Annotated in this window: 19 protein-coding genes and 1 pseudogene; 7 read left to right on the forward strand and 13 right to left on the reverse strand. The window is 69.4% G+C overall.

Annotation, left to right across the window (positions count from 1 at the left end; all coding sequences use genetic code 11):
* Positions 1-187 precede the first annotated feature (187 nt).
* Positions 188-1,015: a GntR family transcriptional regulator gene (locus ABZS64_RS12355; RefSeq protein WP_355827027.1), complete on the forward strand. Its 828-nt coding sequence runs from the start codon at positions 188-190 to the stop codon at positions 1,013-1,015.
* Between the two features lie 75 nt (positions 1,016-1,090).
* On the opposite strand, the gene clpX is transcribed toward ABZS64_RS12355, so the two are convergent.
* From clpX to ABZS64_RS12370, 3 genes are all read right to left on the reverse strand, one after another.
* Positions 1,091-2,179: an ATP-dependent Clp protease ATP-binding subunit ClpX gene (clpX, locus tag ABZS64_RS12360; RefSeq protein ID WP_355827107.1), complete on the reverse strand. Its 1,089-nt coding sequence runs from the start codon at positions 2,177-2,179 to the stop codon at positions 1,091-1,093.
* Complete coding sequence (locus ABZS64_RS12365) at positions 2,092-2,772, reverse strand: class F sortase (RefSeq protein ID WP_355827030.1); 681 nt, start codon at positions 2,770-2,772, stop codon at positions 2,092-2,094. Before ABZS64_RS12365 ends, clpX begins: the two co-directional genes overlap by 88 nt.
* 148 nt (positions 2,773-2,920) lie before the next feature.
* Entirely contained in the window at positions 2,921-3,859 is a 939-nt protein-coding gene (locus tag ABZS64_RS12370; RefSeq protein WP_355827032.1) for a hypothetical protein, read from the reverse strand.
* A 327-nt stretch (positions 3,860-4,186) separates the two neighbouring features.
* Here ABZS64_RS12370 and ABZS64_RS12375 point away from each other — a divergent pair, with 327 nt between their 5' ends.
* Together ABZS64_RS12375 and ABZS64_RS12380 are read left to right on the forward strand one after the other, a co-directional pair.
* Positions 4,187-4,975, forward strand: coding sequence for a GntR family transcriptional regulator (locus ABZS64_RS12375; protein ID WP_355827034.1), 789 nt, complete (start codon positions 4,187-4,189; stop codon positions 4,973-4,975).
* A 25-nt stretch (positions 4,976-5,000) separates the two neighbouring features.
* The gene (locus ABZS64_RS12380; RefSeq protein ID WP_355827036.1) at positions 5,001-5,216 is read left to right on the forward strand and encodes a dodecin; all 216 of its coding nucleotides are present in this window, start codon (positions 5,001-5,003) and stop codon (positions 5,214-5,216) included.
* A gap of 55 nt (positions 5,217-5,271) precedes the next feature.
* On the opposite strand, the gene ABZS64_RS12385 is transcribed toward ABZS64_RS12380, so the two are convergent.
* Positions 5,272-5,763: a hypothetical protein gene (locus tag ABZS64_RS12385; protein WP_355827038.1), complete on the reverse strand. Its 492-nt coding sequence runs from the start codon at positions 5,761-5,763 to the stop codon at positions 5,272-5,274.
* Positions 5,764-5,811: 48 nt separating this feature from the next.
* On the opposite strand from ABZS64_RS12385, the gene ABZS64_RS12390 reads away from it, so the two are divergent.
* Positions 5,812-6,831, forward strand: coding sequence for an LLM class flavin-dependent oxidoreductase (locus tag ABZS64_RS12390; RefSeq protein WP_355827041.1), 1,020 nt, complete (start codon positions 5,812-5,814; stop codon positions 6,829-6,831).
* A gap of 11 nt (positions 6,832-6,842) precedes the next feature.
* The gene (locus tag ABZS64_RS12395; RefSeq protein WP_355827044.1) at positions 6,843-9,182 is read left to right on the forward strand and encodes an excinuclease ABC subunit UvrA; all 2,340 of its coding nucleotides are present in this window, start codon (positions 6,843-6,845) and stop codon (positions 9,180-9,182) included.
* A 3-nt stretch (positions 9,183-9,185) separates the two neighbouring features.
* Here the strand turns inward: ABZS64_RS12395 and ABZS64_RS12400 are convergent, their stop codons facing one another.
* The 5 genes from ABZS64_RS12400 to ABZS64_RS12420 form a co-directional block, all read right to left on the reverse strand.
* Complete coding sequence (locus ABZS64_RS12400; protein ID WP_355827047.1) at positions 9,186-10,013, reverse strand: tyrosinase family protein; 828 nt, start codon at positions 10,011-10,013, stop codon at positions 9,186-9,188.
* A 19-nt stretch (positions 10,014-10,032) separates the two neighbouring features.
* Positions 10,033-10,491: a tyrosinase cofactor gene (locus tag ABZS64_RS12405; protein WP_355827050.1), complete on the reverse strand. Its 459-nt coding sequence runs from the start codon at positions 10,489-10,491 to the stop codon at positions 10,033-10,035.
* A 323-nt stretch (positions 10,492-10,814) separates the two neighbouring features.
* Positions 10,815-11,561, reverse strand: a complete 747-nt coding sequence (locus ABZS64_RS12410) for a succinate dehydrogenase/fumarate reductase iron-sulfur subunit (protein WP_355827052.1) — start codon at positions 11,559-11,561, stop codon at positions 10,815-10,817.
* Positions 11,558-13,504: a fumarate reductase/succinate dehydrogenase flavoprotein subunit gene (locus tag ABZS64_RS12415; RefSeq protein ID WP_355827055.1), complete on the reverse strand. Its 1,947-nt coding sequence runs from the start codon at positions 13,502-13,504 to the stop codon at positions 11,558-11,560. The genes ABZS64_RS12410 and ABZS64_RS12415 overlap by 4 nt, the downstream gene beginning before the upstream one ends.
* Position 13,505: 1 nt before the next feature.
* Entirely contained in the window at positions 13,506-14,210 is a 705-nt protein-coding gene (locus tag ABZS64_RS12420) for a succinate dehydrogenase (RefSeq protein ID WP_355827058.1), read from the reverse strand.
* Between the two features lie 84 nt (positions 14,211-14,294).
* On the opposite strand from ABZS64_RS12420, the gene ABZS64_RS12425 reads away from it, so the two are divergent.
* A complete protein-coding gene (locus tag ABZS64_RS12425; RefSeq protein WP_355827061.1) occupies positions 14,295-15,185 on the forward strand; it encodes a LysR family transcriptional regulator in 891 nt (296 codons plus the stop codon).
* Positions 15,186-15,210: 25 nt separating this feature from the next.
* On the opposite strand, the gene ABZS64_RS12430 is transcribed toward ABZS64_RS12425, so the two are convergent.
* From ABZS64_RS12430 to pip, 4 genes and pseudogenes are all read right to left on the reverse strand, one after another.
* Complete coding sequence (locus ABZS64_RS12430; RefSeq protein WP_355827063.1) at positions 15,211-17,379, reverse strand: EAL domain-containing protein; 2,169 nt, start codon at positions 17,377-17,379, stop codon at positions 15,211-15,213.
* Complete coding sequence (locus ABZS64_RS12435; protein WP_355827066.1) at positions 17,376-18,188, reverse strand: SAM-dependent methyltransferase; 813 nt, start codon at positions 18,186-18,188, stop codon at positions 17,376-17,378. The genes ABZS64_RS12430 and ABZS64_RS12435 overlap by 4 nt, the downstream gene beginning before the upstream one ends.
* 232 nt (positions 18,189-18,420) lie before the next feature.
* Positions 18,421-19,431 (reverse strand): SCO0930 family lipoprotein, encoded by a 1,011-nt coding sequence (locus ABZS64_RS12440; protein ID WP_355827067.1) that lies wholly within the window; start codon positions 19,429-19,431, stop codon positions 18,421-18,423.
* A gap of 203 nt (positions 19,432-19,634) precedes the next feature.
* Positions 19,635-20,596, reverse strand: a pseudogene (gene pip, locus ABZS64_RS12445) (prolyl aminopeptidase).
* Between the two features lie 266 nt (positions 20,597-20,862).
* Between pip and ABZS64_RS12450 the strand changes: the two are divergent.
* The gene (locus ABZS64_RS12450) at positions 20,863-21,381 is read left to right on the forward strand and encodes a hypothetical protein (protein WP_355827070.1); all 519 of its coding nucleotides are present in this window, start codon (positions 20,863-20,865) and stop codon (positions 21,379-21,381) included.
* Positions 21,382-21,495: the final 114 nt, after the last annotated feature.

Consider the following 21,495-nt stretch of genomic DNA (forward strand, 5'->3'; position numbering starts at 1 on the left):
TCGGAAGAAAGTTGACCAATTGGTCAACTGGCCAATGGCGTGGCTCGAAGGTGGCATGGACCAATGTTGTCGTCAAGAGCCTTGAAAACATGGGTTGTTCAAGCAGTCGTACCGGAGGGGCCACTGGTCAAGATGTCATTTACCATCTGACCAGTTGTCGACGGCGTGGAGCAGAGAGGGCGGGTCGATGGAGAGCAGCTCTTCGGGTGCCGTACTGAAACGGGAGCGGGTCAGGGAGTTCCTGCTCGCCCTGGTCGAGGACCGCCGTCCCGGCGACGCGATCCCCTCCGAGCGCACCCTCAGCGCCGAACTCGGCGTCTCACGCCCCACCTTGCGCGCCGCCGTCGACGAACTCGTCGCCACCGGACAGCTCGTACGCGAACACGGCCGCGGCATGTTCGTCGCCCCCGCCAAAATCACCCAGGAACTCGTCTCCGACGACACCGCCTTCGCCGTGCCCCGCGCGGCCGGCGCCTGGTCGAGCACCGTCCTGGAACTCGCCACCATCCGGGCCGGGGCCCGTATCGGCCGCAAGCTGCGCGTCTCCCCCGCCGCCGAGCTGGTCTACATCGCCCGGCTCCGACTGGTCGACGGCGCGCCGATGGCCATCGAGCATCTGCACATCCCTGCCGAACTGGTCCCCTCGCTCACCCCCGAGGAGCTGGAGGCCGGTGATCTCTACGACCATCTGCGCGAGCACCACCGGGTGTACGTGGACGAGGCGGTGCAGTCCATCGAACCGACCGTCGTCAACGAGGCCGAGGCCGCCGTCCTCGACGTACCGGTCCTGTCCCCCGCGCTGCTGGTGGAGCGGCTGACCACCGACACCGCGGGCCACCCCGTCGAGTACGTCCACTCCGTCTACCGCGGCGACCGCTACCGCATCGTCTCCCGCCTCGCGCTGGGCACGGCCGTCCCGCATCCGCGCCCGGAGGGCCACCATCCCGGCATCCCGCCGGGCGACTTCGCGCACGGCGACATCATCAACTCCTCGACGACGGGAGATGCGTACTGAAACCGTCGGTGAGGGTGGGCTCCGGGGCCCGGGACGGACTCGGCCAAGGCAAGGACGCGCCGCGAGAACGCCGCGTCAGGCGGACCACTCGCCGCGCTCCGCCTCGCCGTCCGGCCGCTCGCGCGGCACGAGAGTCGGATTCACGTTGTCGAGCACGGTGTCGCGGCTGACCACGACCCTGGCCACGTCGTCCCGGCTCGGCACCTCGTACATCACATGGAGCAGGACCTCTTCGAGGATCGCGCGGGCGGCCCGGGCGCCGGTGCGGCGGAGCAGTGCCTGTTCGGCGATCGCCTCGACGGCTTCCTCGGTGAACTCCAGCTCCACGCCGTCGATTTCGAGGAGCCGCTGGTACTGCCTGATCAGCGCGTTGCGCGGCTCGGTGAGGATCCGCGTCAACGCCGCACGGTCCAGCGGCCGTACCGTCGACACCACCGGCAGCCGGCCGACGAACTCCGGGATCAGCCCGAACTTCAACAGGTCCTCGGGCATGACCCCGGCGAAGAGATCCCGGTTTTCGCGCTCCTCCTTTGCGGGGATCGCCGCGCCGAAGCCGATGCCTCTCGCGCCCGCCCGAGACTCGATGATCTTCTCCAGGCCCGCGAAGGCACCACCCACGATGAACAGAACGTTCGTCGTGTCGATCTGGATGAACTCCTGCTGGGGGTGCTTGCGTCCGCCCTGCGGCGGCACGGACGCGATCGTGCCCTCCAGGATCTTCAGCAGCGCCTGCTGGACCCCCTCGCCCGACACGTCCCGGGTGATCGAAGGGTTCTCGCTCTTGCGGGCCACCTTGTCGATCTCGTCGATGTACACGATCCCGGTCCCCGCTCGCGCGACGTCGTAGTCGGCGGCCTGGACCAGCTTCAGCAGGATGCTCTCGATGTCCTCCCCGACGTAACCCGCTTCCGTGAGCGCGGTGGCGTCGGCGATCGCGAACGGAACGTCGAGCATCCCGGGCCGTGTCGTCGCCCGCGCGGAGGGCCGCGGTGCCTGCCATACGGCGGCGTCGGCAGACGTGGCACACGCGGCCGGAGCGCCCCGGAGCCGCGCGTAGCGGGCGTACGGCGAGCGGGTCAGGCGCGCTTGGCGGAGTCGAGGTGGGCGAACACCACGACATTCTCGGTGTAGTCCTTGGCTTCTCTGTCGTACGACCCCCCGCAGGTGATCAGGCGCAGCTGCGGGTCCGGAGTGTCGCTGTAGACCCGCTCATCGGGGAAGCGCGCCTTGCTGAAGCTTTCGACGGAGTCGACCTTGAACGTGGCGACCGTGCCGTCGTCGCGGGTGATGTCAACCTTGCTCCCGGGCTTGAGCGCATCGAGCTGCAGGAACACAGCAGGGCCGGTCTTGGTGTCGACGTGGCCCGCGACGATGGCCGCCCCGGGCTCGCCGGGCGACGGGCCGCCCTTGAACCAGCCGACCAGATTGTTGTCGTCCGGGGGCGGTGCGTCGAGCTGCCCGGACTTGCCGATGGACAGGGTCGTGAAGGGGGCGTCGACGGCGATCTCCAGGATCGAGAGCCGCTTCGGTGCGGAACGGGGCATCGCCTTCTCATCACCATGTGCGGAAGGCCTGGATGCCGGGGCGGAAGCGAAGGCTCCTGGACGAGCCCGCGGGACCCCGTCCGCCGGGGTGCCGGAGGAATTGAGAATGAGGACGACGCCCAGCGCGATCGAGGCAAGGGACCACAGCATGGAGCGGCCGACGGAACGGGGTGGGGAGGCGGGCGGGTTCGAGTCGAGCAGCTTGGCGGCCATGGGGGCGTGCCTTTCGTGGACGCGGCGTCAGCGGGTCGCGGGCGGACGGCCGCTAGGAGCTGAGAAAGCGGTGGAAGCAGGCACCGCGGCCACCGTCCGGGAAGGACGGCGGCCGCGGCAGGACCTCGACTAAAGGTGGTCCGGGCTATCAAGCCATCGCGCCACTCGACGCGTTGCGGCGGCGCAGCGTGTAGGCACCGAAGCCGGCACCGCCGAGCAGCAGCAGCGAGCCGGCGGCCAGGCTGCCACCGGACAGAGCCAGTCCGCCGCCACCGGTGTGGACACCGCCGCTCGGCTTGTCCTTCTCCCACTTACCGGAGCTGTCGTTGCTCTTCTCGGAGTCGTCCTGGCCCCAGCCGCTGGAGGAGGAAGTGTCGGAAGAGGACGAGGAGCCGCTGTCCTTCTGCCAGTCACCTTCCATGATCGTGGCCAGGGCGCCACCGCCGGTGTGGACACCGCCCGACGGCTTCTCGTGCTTCCAGGACTCGTCCTTCTTCGACTCGTCCTTCTTCGACTCGTCCTTGCTGGACTTCTCGTGGTCACTGCTGGAGGAAGAGTCACTGTCCTGCCCCCAGTCGTCGGTCATGATCATGGCCAGGGCGCCACCACCGGTGTGGACACCGCCCGACGGCTTCTCGTGGCTCCAGGACTCGTCCTTCTTCGACTCGTCCTTCTTCGACTCGTCCTTCTTCGACTCGTCCTTCTTCGACTCGTCCTTCTTCGACTCGTCCTTGCTGGACTTCTCGTGGTCACTGCTGGAGGAAGAGTCGCTGTCCTGCCCCCAGTCGTCGGTCATGATCATGGCCAGGGCGCCACCACCGGTGTGGACACCGCCCGACGGCTTCTCGTGGCTCCAGGACTCGTCCTTCTTCGACTCGTCCTTCTTCGACTCGTCCTTCTTCCCCGACTCGTCCTTCTTCCCCGACTCGTCCTTGCTGTAGTCGTCCTTGCTGGTCTGGTCGCTGCCGGAGGAGGAGCTGTCTTGCCCATGGTCCTCGTCCATCGTGATGGCAGTCGCGACGGGAGCGGTGATGGCGAGGACCGCGGCAACGCCGGCCGAGGCGAACAATGTGCGGGCAGAGCGCATGTGAACACATTCCCTTCGCCGCGCTGCGAGGGCTGACACTTCGTCGGCTCATCGGATCGCAGTGCGACGTGATCCACCGTCAGCCTGATCCAGGCTCCGCACCACTGGGGAGCTCCGCATTCGAGCTACGCCATGGGCTCTTCGAGTGGTGCAGGGCGGATTATCACTCGTTGGACTGCACGCCACGCCGAGGCGATGTTTCAGCCGCCGCCATCTCGTTCCGCCGCTGCCGGTTTCTCACGCAGCAAGTCCTGACCTGCGAAAAGGGCGCCCGGCCAGGCAGATACCCGTATCCTCGGGCCATTCACCGAACGGGGGAGGCATCTGATGCACGACGACCGCTCCCCCAGGGCGGTGCTCAAGCGGGAACGGGTGCGTGCCCATCTGCTCGCCCTGGTCGAGGACCGCCGTCCCGGCGACGCGATCCCCTCCGAGCGCACCCTCAGCGCCGAACTCGGCGTCTCACGCCCCACCTTGCGCGCCGCCGTCGACGAACTCGTCGCCACCGGACAGCTCGTACGCGAACACGGCCGCGGCATGTTCGTCGCCCCCGCCAAAATCACCCAGGAACTCGTCTCCGAGAGCCGCCCGGCCGCCGCTCCGCCGGCGCCCGGTACCTGGACGAGCCGGGTTCTCGCATTCCGCACCATCACCGCCGGCGCGCGCATCGGGCGCCGGCTGAAGGTCTCCCCCGCCGCCGAGCTCGTGTACGTGGCCCGGCTGCGGCTGGTCGACGGCGCTCCCATCGCGCTGGAGTATCTGCACATCCCCGCCGACCTGGTGCCCGGGCTCACCCCCGAGCAGATGGAGGCGGGCTTCTACGCGCATCTGCGCGAGGAACGGGGAGTCGTGACCGCCCAGGCGGTGCAGTCGATCGAACCGACCGTCCTCAGCGAGGACGAGGCCGAGCTGCTCGGCGTACCCGTCCTCTCCCCCGCCCTTCTCTTCGACCGTGTCACTTCCGACAGAGCCGGGCGGCCGGTGGAGTACGTCCGCTCGCTCTACCGCGGCGACCGCTACCGCATCGTCTCCCGACTGGCGCTCGGCCCCGCCCAGGACGACCGTCCCGGCCCCGACGCCTCGCGCGCCGCCTCGTGGTGGGGCACGGTGGAGTGAACGCATCGAGAGGAGTGCGACACACATGTCGAATCACACCTACCGGGTCACCGAGATCGTCGGCACCTCGCCCGACGGCATCGACCAGGCCATCCGCAACGGCATCAACCGGGCGACCCAGACCCTCCGGGGCCTCGACTGGTTCGAGATGACCGAGGTCCGCGGCCAGATCGTCGACGGGCAGATCCAGCACTGGCAGGTCGGGCTCAAGGTCGGATTCCGGCTCGAGGAAGGCAGCTGACGGGCCCGCCGCAACGGGCGCCCTCAGGTGCCTGAGAGCCCGCCCGTACGGACCCTCAGGTGCGGCCCTCCCGCTCCTGCGCGTCCTTCATCGCCTCGGTCGTCCCGGCCGCCCATCGGGCCCGTACGACCGGAAAGCCGGCCCGTTCCGCCTCGTCGCACACCAACTCGTCGTCGTCCACCAGCATCCGGATCTCGCGGTCGCGCCCCAGCCTCCGCAGGATCTCCAGCTTGGTCGTGCGGGCGGGCCGGCGATCGTCGTTGCGCCGCATGAACACCCTGCCCTCGGGCAGCCCCTGCTCGGCCAGCCAGGCCAGGGTGTCCCTGCGGCAGCGCTCCGGCCTGCCCGTGAGGTACTGGACCTCGCACTCCTTGGCCGCCTGCAGACAGAGCTCGACGCCCTTCGCCAGCGGCGGGTCCTGGGGCGCCGCCGCGAAGAAGGCGTCCCAGTCGCGCGGCTTGCGCTCCAGGAAGTGCTGCCGGTGTCCGGAGTCGGCGAGCGTTCCGTCCAGGTCGAATACGGCCAGTGGCCTGCTGTTTCGCGTCACGCCCGACAGCCTAGGGAATCCTCGCGCGGCGCAGATGTTGAACTCTGAGTGAGCGCATTGATCGAATCGACCCGGATCTCCGTACTGGACCGTTCCCGCACCCGCGAGGGGCACGACGAGCCCGGGGCGCTGCGCGACACGGTGCGTCTCGCCCAGGAGCTGGAGTCGCTGGGGTACCACCGCTTCTGGGTCTCCGAGCACCACAGCGTGCCCGGAGTGGCAGGTTCCGCGCCGACCGTGCTCGCGGCCGCGGTCGCCGCCGCGACCTCCACGATCCGCGTCGGCACGGGCGGCGTGATGCTGCCCAACCATCAACCGCTCGTCGTGGCCGAGCAGTTCGGGGTCCTCGAATCGCTCTTCCCCGGCCGTATCGACATGGGGCTCGGCCGCTCGGTGGGCTTCACGGACGGCATCCGCAAGGCACTCGGCAGGGACAAGAAGGACGCCGAGGACTTCGGCGGGCAGCTGGAGGAGCTGCTGGGCTGGTTCGACGGCCTGCAGACGGCTCATCCGCAGGTGCACGCCCGCCCCGCGGAAGGCCTGCGGGTCCCGCCGTATCTCCTGGCCACCGGCGAAGGGGCGCAGATCGCGGCCGCGGCCGGTCTTCCGCTGGTCATCGGTGACATAAGAGGCCGCGACCGGATGCTCGCGGCCATCGACCGCTACCGCGCGGACTTCCGGCCGTCCTCCTGGTCCGATGAGCCGTACGTGGTCATCGCGGGCACCGTCGTGGCCGCCGCCACGGAGCAGGAGGCGCGCCGGCTGCTGGTGCCGGAGGCGTGGTCGATGGCGTACTCCCGGACGCACGGTGTGTTCCCGCCGCTCGCCCCGCCGGAGCGGGTCGAGGCGCTGGCGATGACGGCCAGGGAGCGCGAGGTCTACGAGTCCGGTCTGCGGGGCCATGTCGCGGGCACGGAGGAGCAGGTCACGGACGCGCTGGAGGCGGTCATCAAGGACAGCGCCGCCGACGAGGTGCTGGTCACGACCAGTACGTACGACCGTGGGGCCCTGCTCGACTCCTTCCGCCGGCTTGCCCGGATCGCGGGGCTGACCAGCGCGAACGCCTAGAATCGTCCGCTATGCACAGCCCCCACGACCCGTATGTCCGTGTCCGAGGCGCCCGTGAGCACAATCTGCGCGGCGTCGACGTGGACATTCCGCGCGATGCCCTGGTCGTCTTCACCGGCGTCTCGGGGTCCGGGAAGTCCTCGCTCGCCTTCGGCACGATCTACGCCGAGGCTCAGCGGCGCTACTTCGAGTCCGTCGCCCCTTACGCACGGCGGCTGATCCACCAGGTGGGCGCCCCGAAGGTCGGCGAGATCACCGGGCTGCCGCCCGCCGTCTCGCTGGAGCAGCGCCGTTCGTCGCCCACCTCGCGCTCCTCGGTCGGCACGGTCACCACGCTCTCGAATTCGCTGCGCATGCTCTTCTCACGTGCGGGCGACTATCCCGAGGGCGCCGAGAGGCTCGACTCGGACGCCTTCTCGCCGAACACCGCCGCAGGAGCCTGCCCCGAGTGCCATGGCCTGGGCCGGATCCACCGCACCGGCGAGGAGCTGCTGGTCCCCGATCCGTCGCTGTCGATCCGGGAGGGCGCGATCGCGGCCTGGCCGGGCGCCTGGCAGGGCAAGAACCTCCGCGATGTGCTGGACACGCTGGGGTACGACGTCGACCGGCCGTGGCGCGAGCTGGATCAGAAGGACCGGGACTGGATCCTGTTCACCGACGAGCAGCCCGTGGTCACGGTGCATCCGGTGCGGGAAGCGGGGCGCATTCAACGGCCTTACCAGGGCACGTACATGAGCGCACAGCGCTATGTGCTGCACACCTTCGCGGACTCCAAGAGCGCGACGCTGCGCACCAAGGCCGAGCGGTTCCTGGCGAGCGCACCGTGCCCGGTGTGCGGCGGCAGCAGGCTGCGCCCGGAGGCGCTGGCGGTGACCTTCACGGGCCGTACGATCGCCGAGCTGGCGGCGCTGCCGCTGACCGAGCTGGCCGGTGTGCTGGCGGCCGGAGGCGAGGGCAGTGAGACGGCACGCGTCCTGACGGCGGATCTGCTCGGCCGGATCGGCACGGTCACCGAGCTGGGACTCGGCTATCTCAGTCTCGACCGCACCGCGCCCACCCTGTCCAGCGGGGAGCTGCAGCGGCTGCGTCTTGCCACCCAGCTGCGCTCCGGTCTCTTCGGCGTGGTGTACGTACTCGACGAGCCGTCGGCCGGGCTGCATCCGGCGGACACGGAGGCGCTGCTGGTGGTGCTGGACCGGCTGAAGGCGGCGGGCAATTCGGTCTTCGTGGTGGAGCACCATCTCGATGTCGTACGCAACGCGGACTGGCTGGTCGACGTCGGTCCGCACGCGGGCGAGCACGGCGGTCTGGTGCTGCACAGCGGGCCGGTCGCCGATCTGACCCGCATCGAGGAATCGGCGACGCGGCGTTTCCTCTTCGGCCATGAGCCCGCACCCGCCCGCGCGGTGCGAGAACCGTCCGGCTGGCTGAATCTCGGTCCGGTGACGCGTCACAATCTGCGGGGCCTCGAAGCCGAGATGCCGCTCGGAGTACTGACGGCGGTCACCGGTGTGTCGGGATCGGGCAAGTCCACTCTTGTCGGCGAGTTCATCCCCGAACTTCCGGGCGTGGGGCGTCTGGTGACCGTCGATCAGAAGCCCATCGGCCGCACTCCGCGCTCCAATCTCGCCACGTACACGGGTCTCTTCGATGTCGTGCGCAAGCTGTTCACCGCCACCGACGAGGCGAAGGGGCGCGGCTACAAGGCGGGCCGGTTCTCCTTCAATGTGGCGGGCGGGCGCTGCGAGACCTGCCAGGGCGAGGGGTTCGTCTCGGTGGAGCTGCTCTTTCTGCCCAGTACGTACGCGCCCTGCCCGGACTGTGCGGGCGCTCGCTACAACCCGGCGACGCTGGAGGTCCGTTACGAGGGCCTGAACATCGCCGAGGTCCTGGATCTGACGGTGGAGGCGGCTGCGGGGTTCTTCACCGGTGTCCCCGCCGCGGCACGCAGCCTGAGCGCGCTGCTGGATGTGGGGCTCGGCTATCTGCGGCTCGGACAGCCCGCGACCGAGCTGTCGGGCGGTGAGGCACAGCGGATCAAGCTCGCCTCCGAGTTGCAGCGCGTACGCCGCGATCACACGCTGTACGTCCTGGACGAGCCGACGACCGGGCTGCATCCCGCCGATGTCGAGGTGCTGATGCGGCAGTTGCACGGTCTTGTCGAGGCGGGCCATTCGGTCGTTGTCGTCGAGCACGACATGGATGTGGTCGCCGGCGCGGACTGGGTCGTCGATCTGGGGCCGGGCGGCGGCGACGAGGGCGGGCGCATCGTCGCCGCGGGAACCCCGGCCGAAGTGGCGCGGGCGGAAGGGAGCCGCACCGCGCCGTATCTCATGAGGTCCCTCGCGTAGACCCTAGGCTGCCGTGTCGAAGGTGTAGTGGCGGGTGTGGTCCAGCATGTCGGCGGGGGTCACGTCGTTCCAGGGGCGCATGGTCTCGCGCAGATCGACGACATTGCGGGTGCCGGCGGCCGGGAGATACGCCGAGCCGGGGTGCCGTGCCTGCCACTCGGCCCACAGCTTGTCGATGAAGGCGTGGTGCAGCCAGAAAACCGGGTCGTTCGGGGAGACCCCGGTGGCCATCTGGCCGCCGACCCAGACATGGATCCGGTTGTGCAGATTGACGCCGCGCCAGCCCTCCAGATGGTTGCGGAAACCGTCCGAAGCGCTGTTCCACGGCGGGGCGTCGTAGGTGGCCATGGCGAGTACGGAGTCGACCTCGGCCCGGGTCGGCAGCTGACGTCCGCCTGCGCCGAGGTCCCGGCGCAGATAGCCGCGGCCGTCCACGCGTATGCTCACCGGCCACGTGCCGGAGGCGAAGGCGAACGGGCCGTCCATCACTTGGCCGTCCCTGCTGCGTCCTGTGCCGCCGAGGAAGTCCGCCGCCCAGAGCGAGGAGGCGGCGGTTCGGTCGGCGGTCCAGTCCCAGTACGGGAGTGCCACGGAGGGGTCCACGGCCTGGAGCTGCTGCTCGAACTGTATGAGGAACCTGCGGTGCCAGGGCAGGAAGGAGGGCGAGCGGTGGCCGACCCGTTCCCCGTTGTCGGTGTCGCTCATGATGAAGGCGTTGTGGGTGGTGACGAAGGTGTCGTACTGCCCATTGCGCTTGAGTTCGAGCAGCGCGTCGACGAAGCGGCGCTTCTCGGTGGCGGTGAGCTGCGCCTGGTTCTTGCGTACGGTCATGACGGTGCGTACTCCTGAATCAGGCGGTGACGAGCGGAACGAGGGCGGCGCCCTGGAGTTCGACGACGGCGGCGCGGGCCACCGCGCGGGGCGTGGCGAACGTCTCGTAGTGGTTGACGACGCTGATCCAGGTGCCGTCGGCGTTGCGCATCACATGCAGTTCCTTGCCGTCGATGCGCACGGCGAAGTCGCCCCCGTGTCCGGCCCCGTGGTGTCCGGCCGCGTCGTGCCCGGCCGCGTCGTGCCCGGCCCCGTGTCCGGCACCGTGGTGTCCGGTCGCGTGGGAGGGCGCGCCCTGTATGCGGCGGCCCTGGAAGACCTCGTCGAACGACGCGGGATCGGCCTCGGGGCCGGTCGCGGTCCGCTCGGTACGCACGGCAGCGGCAGCGGCAGCGGCGGCGGCGGTGCCGGCCACTGCGACGGCGGCGGCCGCTCCTGCGGCGGCGCCCAGGGCGCGTCGGCGGGTGAGTTCAGGCATGGCAGTACCCCCAGAGATTTCGGTGGTTCGGTCGGTCACGGGCGTGGTCGGCGCCCGTGACCTGGCCATGCCTACCGGCTCACCCGAACTCCGGGGAAATTGGGGGCAATTGGTTGGCTGCTATGCGGACATGTCGCTATACGCAGTGCAGCGTTGAACAAGGTTGATCTTGCTGTCCGCATGCCCCGCTGCCGCCGTGGACGTAAATCCTGCGGCGAATGTGACAGTTACGTGAAGAGTTTGTTGCTCACGTCGGGAAAGCGTGCGCGGCCTCACACAGGAAAGCTGTCCGGAATCTCATGGCCCGCCTGGCCCGCCGTACTTCAGCGGCGGACCTTTCTGCTCGCCCGCAGCCACTCCTTGTTCATCGCCGCGATGGACGGCAACGGGATCCCCTTCGGGCAGGCCGTGGCGCACTCGCCGGTCAGCGTGCAGCCACCGAAGCCCTCGTCGTCCATCGTCGCGACCATGTCGAGCACGCGGGTCTCGCGCTCGGGCGCGCCCTGCGGCAGCACATTGAGATGGTTGATCTTCGCCGAAGTGAAGAGCATCGCCGAGCCGTTGGGGCAGGCCGCGACGCACGCGCCGCAGCCGATGCACTCGGCTTGCTCGAACGCGAAGTCGGCGTCCGGCTTCGGGACGGGCGTCGCGTGGGCCTCGGGCGCGGCGCCCGTGGGTGCGGTGATGTAGCCGCCGGCCTGGATGATCCGGTCGAAGGCGCTACGGTCCACCACCAGGTCCTTGACCACCGGGAAGGCGGAGGCACGCCACGGCTCGACGTCGATGGTGTCGCCGTCGTCGAAGGACCGCATATGGAGCTGGCAGGTGGTGGTGCGCTCGGGGCCGTGTGCGTCGCCGTTGATGACCAGGCTGCACGCTCCGCAGATGCCCTCGCGGCAGTCGTGGTCGAAGGCGACGGGGTCCTCTCCGCGCAGGATGAGTTCCTCGTTGAGGGTGTCGAGCATCTCCAGGAAGGACATGTCCTTCGAGATCCCGTCGACCTCGTACGTGGCCATGATGCCGGGCGCTTCGGCGTTCTTCTGGCGCCAGACGCGAAGGTTGAGCTTCATGCGTAGCTCCGCTGAGTGGGGTGTACGTACTCGAAGGCCAGGTCTTCCTTGTGCAGGACGGGCGCCTCGCCGGTCGCGCTGAACTCCCAGGCCGCGGCGTACGAGAACTCCTCGTCGCGCCGGGCGGCCTCACCGTCGGGTGTCTGGGACTCCTCACGGAAGTGGCCGCCGCAGGACTCCGACCGGTTCAGTGCGTCGAGGCACATCAGCTCGGCGAGCTCCAGATAGTCGACGATGCGGTTGGCCTTCTCCAGAGACTGGTTGAACTCCTCGCCGGTGCCGGGCACCTTGATGCGACGCCAGAACTCCTCGCGGATCTGCGGGATACGGTCGAGCGCCTTGCGCAGGCCCTCGTCCGTACGCGCCATTCCGCAGAACTCCCACATGAGTTCGCCCAGTTCGCGGTGGAAGGAGTCGGGGGTGCGGTCGCCGTCGACCGCGAGCAGCAGGTTCATTCGGTCCTCGGTCTCGGCGAGTACCTCCGCCACCGCCGGGTGCGAGGCGTCCACGCGCTCGGTGTGCGGTGTGCGGGCGAGGTAGTCGTTGATCGTGGCCGGCAGGACGAAGTACCCGTCCGCCAGGCCCTGCATCAGTGCGGACGCGCCCAGCCGGTTCGCCCCGTGGTCCGAGAAGTTGGCCTCGCCGATGGCGAAGAGCCCAGGGACGGTGGTCTGCAGGTCGTAGTCGACCCAGAGCCCGCCCATCGTGTAGTGCACGGCGGGATAGATCCGCATCGGCACCTCGTACGGATTCTCGGCGGTGATCCGCTCGTACATGTCGAAGAGGTTGCCGTACTTCTCCTCGACCGCCCTGCGGCCCATACGCCGGATCGCGTCGGCGAAGTCCAGATAGACGCCCTGCCCTCCCGGGCCCACGCCGCGGCCCTCGTCGCAGACGTTCTTCGCGGCCCGCGATGCGATGTCGCGGGGGACGAGGTTGCCGAAGGACGGGTAGATCCGCTCCAGGTAGTAGTCGCGTTCGCCCTCGGGGATCTCGTTCGGCGGGCGCTCGTCGCCGTGCGCCTTGGGCACCCAGATGCGGCCGTCGTTGCGCAGCGACTCGCTCATGAGGGTCAGCTTGGACTGGTGGTCACCGGTGCGCGGGATGCAGGTGGGGTGGATCTGGGTGAAGCAGGGGTTGGCGAAGTACGCGCCGCGCCGGTGGGCGCGCCAGATGGCGGTGGCGTTGGAGTTCATGGCGTTCGTCGACAGATAGAAGACGTTGCCGTAGCCGCCGGTGGCCAGCACCACCGCGTCCGCGAAGTGGCTTGTGATCTCGCCGGTGACCAGATCGCGGGCGACGATGCCGCGGGCCCGCCCTTCGACGACGATCAGATCGAGCATTTCGGTGCGGGCGTGCAGGGTCACGGTGCCCGTGGCGATCTGCCGCGACAGGGCCTGGTAGGCGCCGAGCAGGAGCTGCTGTCCCGTCTGGCCGCGGGCGTAGAAGGTGCGGGAGACCTGTACGCCGCCGAAGGAGCGTGTGTCCAGCAGTCCGCCGTACTCCCGGGCGAAGGGGACGCCCTGGGCCACGCACTGGTCGATGATCTCCACCGAGATCTGGGCGAGCCGGTGCACATTGGACTCGCGTGCGCGGAAGTCGCCGCCCTTGACGGTGTCGTAGAAGAGGCGGTGGATCGAGTCGCCGTCGTTGCGGTAGTTCTTCGCCGCGTTGATTCCGCCCTGGGCGGCGATGGAGTGGGCCCGGCGCGGCGAGTCCTGGTAGCAGAACTGCTCGACGTGGTAGCCCTGTTCGGCGAGTGTCGCGCCGGCGGCGCCGCCCGCCAGGCCGGTTCCCACGACGATGACGGTGTGCTTGCGGCGGTTGGCCGGGTTGACCAGCTTGGCCTCGAAGCGCCGGCGGTCCCAGCGCTCGGCGATGGGCGCTTCGGGGGCCTTGGTGTCGGCGAGGGGAGCACCGATCGTGAAGTTCAGATGGCTCATGTCAGCTCACCACTCCGGTCATGACGGCGACGGGTACGGAGATGAACCCCGCGGTCAGCACCAGCGCGAGGACGTTGGCGACGGTCTTGAGCACGCGGTCGCGGGTGGCATTGCCGACGCCGAGGGTCTGGGCGGCGCTCCAGAAGCCGTGGCGGACGTGCAGTCCGACGGCGAGCATCGCGACGATGTAGATGACATTCCCGTACCAGGTGGAGAAGGTCGCGACGACGTTCTCGTACGGGTGGCCGGGCTGGGCGTTCTCGTTGACGGTGAGCGTCGTCAGGTCGAGCAGATGCCAGACGATGAACAGCGCCACAATGATCCCGCCCCAGCGCATGGTGCGGGTGGCATAGCTCGCCCGGCGCCGCTTGTGCGCGTACTGCACGGGCCGGGCCTTCAGATCCCGCCTGCTGAGCTGGTAGGCGGAGACCACGTGCCCCACGACGGCGGCGAGCAGCACGACGCGGACGATCCACAGACCCCACGAGTAGTGCAGTACGGGCTCGCCCATGGTGCGCAGCCAGTGGCCGTAGGCGTTGAACTCCCCCGCTCCGAAGAAGACCTTGAGGTTGCCCATCACATGCGCGACCAGATAGCCGAGCATGATCAGGCCGCTCACGGCCATGACCGTTTTCTTGCCGACCGTCGATCCCCAGAAGGTGCGCGTGGGCGACGGTTTTCGATCCGTCCGCGTTGCCAGAGCCATGTGAGGAACGCTAGGCCCGCGATGCACCAGAGGTCCAAGACATGATCCGGCTCATCTCCATAGCCATGACCTATCGTGGATGCCATGCAGTTCCAGCAGCTTCTCTACTTCGTGGCGGTCGCCGAGACCCGGCACTTCACCCATGCCGCCGAGCGCGTCCACGTCTCCCAGCCGTCGCTTTCCCAGCAGATCAAGGCGCTGGAGAACGAGCTCGGCGCCGAGCTGTTCAGCCGGGCCCGCGGCAATATCGCCCTCACCGACGCGGGCGAGGCGCTGCTGCCGCTCGCCCGCCGGATCCTCGCCGACACCGACACCGCCCGGCACGAGGTGCAGGAGCTGGTGCAGCTGCGCCGCGGCCGGGTCAGGCTCGGCGCGACGCCCAGCCTCTGCACCGGTCTGCTCCCCGATGTGCTGCGCGTCTTCCATGATCTGCATCCGGGAATCCAGCTGCTGATCGAGGAGAGCGGTTCGCACGATCTCGTACGGGAGCTGGCGCGCGGCTCGCTCGATCTGGCCCTCATCGTGCTGCCGCTGCCGCCCGCTTCGCCCGCGCTGACGACGGTCGAGCTGCTGCGGGAGGACCTGGTGGTGGTGTCATCGGCATCGGCTCCCGGGCCGCGGCGGCCGGTGCGGATCGCCGATCTGCGCGATCAGCCGCTGGTGATGTTCCGGCACGGCTACGACCTGCGCGAGCTGACGGTCGCCGCGTGCCGCGCAGAGGGCTTCGAGCCGAGCTTCACGGTGGAGGGCGGCGAGATGGACGCGGTGCTCGGTTTCGTACGGGCGGGACTCGGCATCGCGGTGGTACCGAGCATGGTGGCCGACCGGGCCGGACGCGACCTGCGGGTCACCCGGCTCGCCCGGCCGGGACTGCGCCGTACGATCGCGCTCGCGCACCGCAGCGACGTGGCGCCGCCGAGGGCCGCCCGCGAGCTCCAGCAGGTGCTGTTCGGCTCACGGGCGGCGGTGCTGTGACGTCGGTGGCGCGGAGCCCGGGGAACTACACCGCGTCCGCCAGCGACAGGGCGTGCAGCATGTCCGGCGGCCCGGGCCTCGCGTAGTACCAGCCCTGAGCCGTGTCGCAGCCCAGCTCCCGCAGCTGTTCCGCCTGCGCGCCCGTCTCCACCCCCTCCACCGTGACCGCGAGCGACAGGCTGTGCGCCAGCGAGACGATGCCCTCGACGATCTTCAGGTCGACGGGGTCGGCCGGATGGCGCTGCATTCCCTGGGTGAAGGAACGGTCGAGCTTGAGCACGCTCACCGGCAGCCTGCGCAGGTTCGCCAGGTTCGAGTAGCCCGTGCCGAAGTCGTCGAGCGCTATGTCCACGCCCATCTCGGCGAGTTGGCGCAGCGGCTTGAGGAGGTCCTCGTCGGCGCCGATCAGCGCGGACTCGGTCACCTCCAGGCAGAGCGCGCCCGGTGCGAGGCCGGAGCGCTCAAGGACGTCGACGGTGTCGGCGACCAGGCCCGGGTGGTGCAGCTGCGCGGGCGAGAGGTTCACGTTGATCCGCAGCGGACCGCCGTCGGAGTGGCGTTCCTGCCAGTATCTGGCCTGGCGTACGGCCTCCTGGAGCACCCAGCGGCCCAGCGGCACGATCAGCCCGGTGTGCTCGGCGAGCGGAATGAACTGGTCCGGTCCCAGGACTCCATGCTGCGGATGGCACCAGCGCACCAGCGCCTCCGCGCCGTGCACGCTTCCGTCGCCGAGGTGCACCAGCGGCTGGTACTCGATGAAGAACTCACCGCGCTCCAGAGCCGCGGGCAGCGCGGTGGTCAGACCGTGCCGGGTGATCGCGCGGGCATCCGCCTCCGGGTCGGCGAGCTCGAAGCGGTTGCCGCCCGCGGACTTGGCCCGGTACATCGTGATGTCGGCGCTGCGCAGCACCTCGGCGGTGGTGCGCTCGCCCGCGGGGCCCTCGACGATGCCGATGCTTCCGCGGACCGTGAAGTCGCGGCCGTCGACACTGATGGGCGAGGCGAGCGCCCCGAGGATACGGGCGGCCAGCTGGTCGACCTCGCGCTGGGTCTCGGGACCTGTGGTCAGAGCGACGAACTCGTCGCCGCCGATGCGGGCCACCATCTCGCCCGGCGCGGTGGCGCAGCTCTGCAGCCGGTCCGCCACCTCCACGAGCAGCCGGTCCCCCGCCGCATGGCCGAGGCTGTCGTTGATCGCCTTGAATCCGTCGAGATCGAGGTAGCAGAGCCCGAAGCGTGAGCCCTCGCCGCCGGACAGCGCCTTCTCCAGCCGTTCGAAGAAGAGCGTCCGGTTGGGCAGCCCGGTCAGGGCGTCGTGCGTGGCCTCGTAGCGCAGCCGCAGATTGAGCAGCCGGCGCTCCGTGGTGTCCTCCATGAGGGCCAGCTGGTACTGCGGTCTGCCATCGGGGTCCCGCAGCAGAGAAACCGTCAGATTGGTCCACAGGACGGTGCCGTCATTGCGGAAGAACGGCTTCTCGACGCGGTAGTGGTCGCGTTCGCCGCGTACCAACTCCCGGTACAGCTGCCAGACATGGGGCCGGTCCTCGGGATGGGACCACTCGGTCACCTTCCTGCCGCGCACATGGTGTTCGAGGCCGCCGAACATCCGCGTCAGGGTCTCGTTGACCTCAAGGATGTTGCCGTCGAGATCCGCGATCCCGATGCCGATGGCGGCTCCCTCGAACACCGCGCGGAAGCGGGCCTCGGTCGCGTGCAGCGCCTGCATGGCGTCGCTGCGGGCCAGCAGCGAGGAGCGGGCGATGGCCTCCTGCTCGGCCAGTGTGCGCTCGCGCAGCCCCTGGGCGAAGCCCGCGGCCAGCGCGTGCTGCAGCTTCGCGCAGCGGGCACGGCTCTCCTCGGCCGGCTGCTCGGGATCACCGCTGCCGCAGTAGAGCACCAGATAGGCGTCGATGACGCCGAGCGTGCGGCTGAGCGCCTCGGGGTCCGTGCAGTGGACGTCGACGAGGGCGGCGCCGATCCGCTGGGCGCTCTGCGGGTCGAAGGACCGCGCGTGCAGCGACCCGCTCAACTTCCGTGCCAGCGGCAGCAGATGCTCTTCGACCTCGGGCCGGGTCAACGACGTGGCCGTCACCGGGAACACGGCGCGGCTCCAGATCGTCGCGAACCGGCGGAGTCTGTCCTCAAGGCCGTCCGGGTCCGCCGCGGAACCCGTCGCCTGCGACGGCGCCATCACGCCTTGCGCCCCACCCCGGCGAAGCCCGAGAAGGCATATGGGTCCTCCTGCTCGGTGGGGGTGTCGGGCCGCCAGTGCGGCATGGACACCAGACCGGGCTCGACCATCTCGTACCCCTCGAAGAACCGCGCGATCTCCTCGCGCGAGCGCATGATCAGCGGATTGCGTATGTTCCGGTAGACGCCGACGGCGCCGCCGGCCTGATCCTCGGGCACCGGGATCCCCTCGTACGAGGCGTGGGTGACGATGACGAGACTTCCGGGCGCCAGCGCGTCCCGCAGCTGGGCCACGGCGCTGTAGGGCTCGTCCTCGTCCTCGACGAAGTGCAGCACGGCGACGAGGAGCAGCGCCACCGGCCGCTCCAGGTCGAGCAGTTCACCGACCTCGTGGCTGTCGAGTATCTGCTGCGGCTTGCGCAGGTCGGCCGACACGACGGCCGAGCGCTCGTCGCCGTCGAGGACGGCGCGGCTGTGCGCGACGGCAACGGGATCGTGGTCCACGTAAACGACCTTGGCCTCGTCGCTGGCCTTCTGCGCCACCTCATGGACATTGCCGAAGGTGGGAATGCCGGAGCCGATGTCGAGGAACTGCGTGACGCCCTCGCTCACCGCGTAATTCACGGCCCGGCGCATGAACGCGCGGTTCGCCTGCATGATCTTGGGCAGGCCCGGCATGAACTCCATCGCCTTGCGGGCGGCTTCCCTGTCGACCTCGAAATTGTGCGAACCGCCCAGGTAGAAGTCATAAATGCGGGACACGCTCGGCACCGCAATGTCGATGCCCTGCGGGGCCCAGGCGGGACGCTCCATCGATGTCTCCAACAAGTCGCCACGGGGGAGTTCGGCCATGTCCATGGCCAGTGTTCGAGCCGAGGCTACTGATCGCCCGCCAAGAGAGCGAGCCCAAACGGAAATTAGCGGTCCGTTCTTGGTCACACGTGTTGGTCCACAAGGGCATTGACGGGGCGTTGAACAGCAGCCGGCCCGCCATCACGCGGGGGGCGTGAGACGGGCCGGCCGGGCCGGACGCGCAGCGTGGGGACTACTTGGGCGCTCCGACCAGCTTGCCCTGGGGAGAAACCGCGTACCAGGTGCCACCAACGCCCTGACCGTTGGTGTCACCGGGCTTGGCGTCGCCCGAGAAGGTGTAGATCGGCCAGCAGTCGATGCTCTGCTGCTTGTTTCCGTCGGGACGGTTGAAGGTCACGAAGCCCTTCTTGATGATTCCCTCGGTGTCGTTCTTGTCGACAGGGGCGACAACCGGCCACTTCTTGAGGCAATCTCCAGTGCAGGCCGACTTCATGGGCCAGGCGGAGTCCTTCTTGAAGCGGTAGACCGTCATTCCGTTCTTGTCGACGATGATCTCGCCGAGCTTGGGGTCCTTGCGGACCGAGAGGCCCGCGAGATCCGCCTGCTCGCCGCCCGCCTGCTCGCCCGAGCCGTCGCCGTAGTCAGAGCCGCCGTCGCCGTAATCCGAACCCGAACCGCCACCGGCGCCGCCCGCGGCCTTCTTGCCGTCGGGGGCCGAAGCGAACCACGTGCCGCCCACACCCTGGCCCTTGGCGTCACCGGGCTTCTTGTCCTTGGCGTAGCGGTACATCGCCCAGCCGCCGATGGTGAGCTGCTTGGTGCCGTCGGAGCGGGTGACTTCCCCGATGAGGGAGGGGTCGATGCCGGGTGCGGCCGACGCACCACCGGCGGCCACGACGGGCCAGGTCTTCGCGCACTCGCCTTCGCAATTCGACTTCGGCGGGCTGGCGGTGTCCTTGTCGAAGCGGTAGAGCGTGAAGCCCGCGCTGTCGGTGACGACCTTGCCGAGCTCCTTGCTGTCCCACACGGCCAGCTGCCCGGCGGGCTTGGCCGCCGCCTGTTCGGCGGTGCCGGCGCCGGAGCCGTAGTCGCCGTAGCCGCCGCTGCCGGGCTGCGCCGGATTGACCGCGCCGACGGCCTGACCATTGGGGGTCTCCGTGCCCTTGTCCTGACCGCACGCCGTCGTCAGCGCGAGTACGGCCGCCGCAGTCACCGCGAGCGAGGCGTTACGCCAGGTGTTCATGTCCACTCCCGTTATCCATCGAGCCTGTTGCGACGCCTGGGTGCGCCGTTCATGGCCCTAGGTACGGACAGCGGGGCGGGATGCGTTCAACGCGTCCGAAAAAATCTCCGAAGTCGCAAACGCGAATCGGCGAAATCCGGCTTCCACCAGGGGAATTCCTCCCACAACGGAATGGCCTGATCTCAACAGCCCCACAGGTTCGGTCAGTCACTCAGGGAGCCGAAGCGGTCGAGTGCGCTCCGCACCTGGGAGCGCATCGAGCGGCTGCCCTGGTGCCCGGAGTCGTCGACGACGAGTTCGGCACCGGGCCATGCACGGCTCAGCTCCCAGGCGGTGTCGAGCGGACTGCTCAGATCGAGCCGGCCGTGGAAGAGCACGCCCGGGATTCCCTTCAGCCGGCCGGCGTCGCGCAGCAGGGCGCCCTCCTCCAGCCAGGCGCCGTGGGCGAAGTAGTGGGACGCGATCCGTACCAGCGCCAGCCGGGCGGCCGGGGGGCGGCCGCCGTAGGGGTTCGGCGCGCCCTGGGGCTCCAGGGACAGCACCGTGTCCTCCCAGCGGCACCACTCGGCAGCGGCCCTCTCGCGTACGCCGATGTCCGGGTCCGCCATCAGCCGTGCGTAGGCGGCGACCGGGTTCCCCTCGCCGTCGGCCTCAGGAACTCCGGAACGGAAGCGGTCCCATGCCTCGGGGAAGAAGCGCCCGACGCCGCGATAGAGCCAGTCGATCTCGGACCGCCGGGTCGTGGTGACTCCGTCGATGACGATCTGCGAGACCCGCTCGGGATGCCGCTCGGCGTAGGCGAGAAGCAGCGTCGAGCCCCACGATCCGCCGAAGAGCAGCCAGCGCTCGATTCCGAGGTGCTCGCGCAGGCGTTCCATGTCGGCGAGGAGATGGCCGGTGGTGTTGTGGGTCAGATCGGGCGCGGGATCGGCGGCGTGCGGCGTACTGCGTCCGCAGCCCCGCTGGTCGAACAGGACGACGCGGTAGCGGTCGGGGTCGAAGTAGCTGCGTACGCCGGTGGAGCAGCCGGAGCCGGGCCCGCCGTGGACGACGAGTGCGGGCTTGCCCTCGGGGTTGCCGCAGACCCTCCAGGGACCAGGTGGCCGTCGCCGACATCGAGCATCCCCTGCTCGTACGGTTCGATCGGCGGGTACAGCTCGGACATGCCCTCGGCTCCCTGTCTGTACGGACGGCTCGGCCGCCCAGTACACCCCGTCCCGCCCGCGGCCTCTCCTGTCTCATCCGCCGCCGCACAACGACGCCACGACACGTCCGGCCCTCCCTCGCATGGGGGACATAAATGCCCCATTCGCGCGACAGCGATCGCGGGGTGTTACGGCCGCTTCTAGCGTTTCGGGCATCGAGGTGCATTCCCCGCATTTTGTGGAAACAGGTTCCGCAGCTGCTCCTCGGAGACCCGGAGGACTGACCATGCGCGCGATACGTGCCGCATCCGCCGCTCTGCTGGGAGTGGCCTCACTCGCCCTGACCGCCCCCATCGCCACGGCCGCCGACCATCAGGCGTCGTCGCCCGTCTTCAGCGTCACCCCCTCGACCGTCTCGCCGGGCGGCCGCGTCACCCTGTCCGCCAGCGGGTGCAACACCACCTCCACCGCCTCTTCCGGGGTCTTCGACACCGTCAGCATCAGCCCGGGCTCCTCCGCCACGGTCACGGTCGACCTCGACGCCAGGCCGGGCGCCCAGTACTCGGTCCAGTTCAACTGCCCGGGGCAGGGCACGGGATCGTTCAACCTCACCATCACCGGCGGACGGTCCACGCCGACCATCAGCACCACCGCCACCTCGCCCGCGGGCGTCAGGGGCGGGCTCGGCGGCAGCATCGGGGGGCTGAACGCAGGGGAGCTGGCCGCCGGCACCGCACTGGTCGTTGCCGCGGCCACCGGGACCATCTTCGTGTTCCGCAGGCGCTCGGGGAGCCGCCGCCACTGACGACCACCGCCCCACCGACCCCCAACCGCCCGCCGCCCCGAGTCCTGGATAGGTCCTCGTAGTACGCGATGCCGGGTCCCGTCGGCGTGACGCCCGCCGCCTCCACGCGCCGGA

It is taken from the genome of Streptomyces sp. NPDC005408 (assembly GCF_040606445.1).
Taxonomy (GTDB): Bacteria; Actinomycetota; Actinomycetes; order Streptomycetales; family Streptomycetaceae; genus Streptomyces.

Coding starts and splice junctions, on each gene's coding strand:
- ABZS64_RS12355 (WP_355827027.1), top strand. CDS start 188: ATGGAGAGCAGCTCTTCGGGTGCCGTACTGAAACGGGAGCGGGTCAGG.
- ABZS64_RS12365 (WP_355827030.1), bottom strand. CDS start 2,772: ATGGCCGCCAAGCTGCTCGACTCGAACCCGCCCGCCTCCCCACCCCGT.
- ABZS64_RS12370 (WP_355827032.1), bottom strand. CDS start 3,859: ATGCGCTCTGCCCGCACATTGTTCGCCTCGGCCGGCGTTGCCGCGGTC.
- ABZS64_RS12375 (WP_355827034.1), top strand. CDS start 4,187: ATGCACGACGACCGCTCCCCCAGGGCGGTGCTCAAGCGGGAACGGGTG.
- ABZS64_RS12380 (WP_355827036.1), top strand. CDS start 5,001: ATGTCGAATCACACCTACCGGGTCACCGAGATCGTCGGCACCTCGCCC.
- ABZS64_RS12395 (WP_355827044.1), top strand. CDS start 6,843: ATGCACAGCCCCCACGACCCGTATGTCCGTGTCCGAGGCGCCCGTGAG.
- ABZS64_RS12400 (WP_355827047.1), bottom strand. CDS start 10,013: ATGACCGTACGCAAGAACCAGGCGCAGCTCACCGCCACCGAGAAGCGC.
- ABZS64_RS12405 (WP_355827050.1), bottom strand. CDS start 10,491: ATGCCTGAACTCACCCGCCGACGCGCCCTGGGCGCCGCCGCAGGAGCG.
- ABZS64_RS12410 (WP_355827052.1), bottom strand. CDS start 11,561: ATGAAGCTCAACCTTCGCGTCTGGCGCCAGAAGAACGCCGAAGCGCCC.
- ABZS64_RS12415 (WP_355827055.1), bottom strand. CDS start 13,504: ATGAGCCATCTGAACTTCACGATCGGTGCTCCCCTCGCCGACACCAAG.
- ABZS64_RS12420 (WP_355827058.1), bottom strand. CDS start 14,210: ATGGCTCTGGCAACGCGGACGGATCGAAAACCGTCGCCCACGCGCACC.
- ABZS64_RS12425 (WP_355827061.1), top strand. CDS start 14,295: ATGCAGTTCCAGCAGCTTCTCTACTTCGTGGCGGTCGCCGAGACCCGG.
- ABZS64_RS12435 (WP_355827066.1), bottom strand. CDS start 18,188: ATGGAGCGTCCCGCCTGGGCCCCGCAGGGCATCGACATTGCGGTGCCG.
- ABZS64_RS12440 (WP_355827067.1), bottom strand. CDS start 19,431: ATGAACACCTGGCGTAACGCCTCGCTCGCGGTGACTGCGGCGGCCGTA.
- ABZS64_RS12450 (WP_355827070.1), top strand. CDS start 20,863: ATGCGCGCGATACGTGCCGCATCCGCCGCTCTGCTGGGAGTGGCCTCA.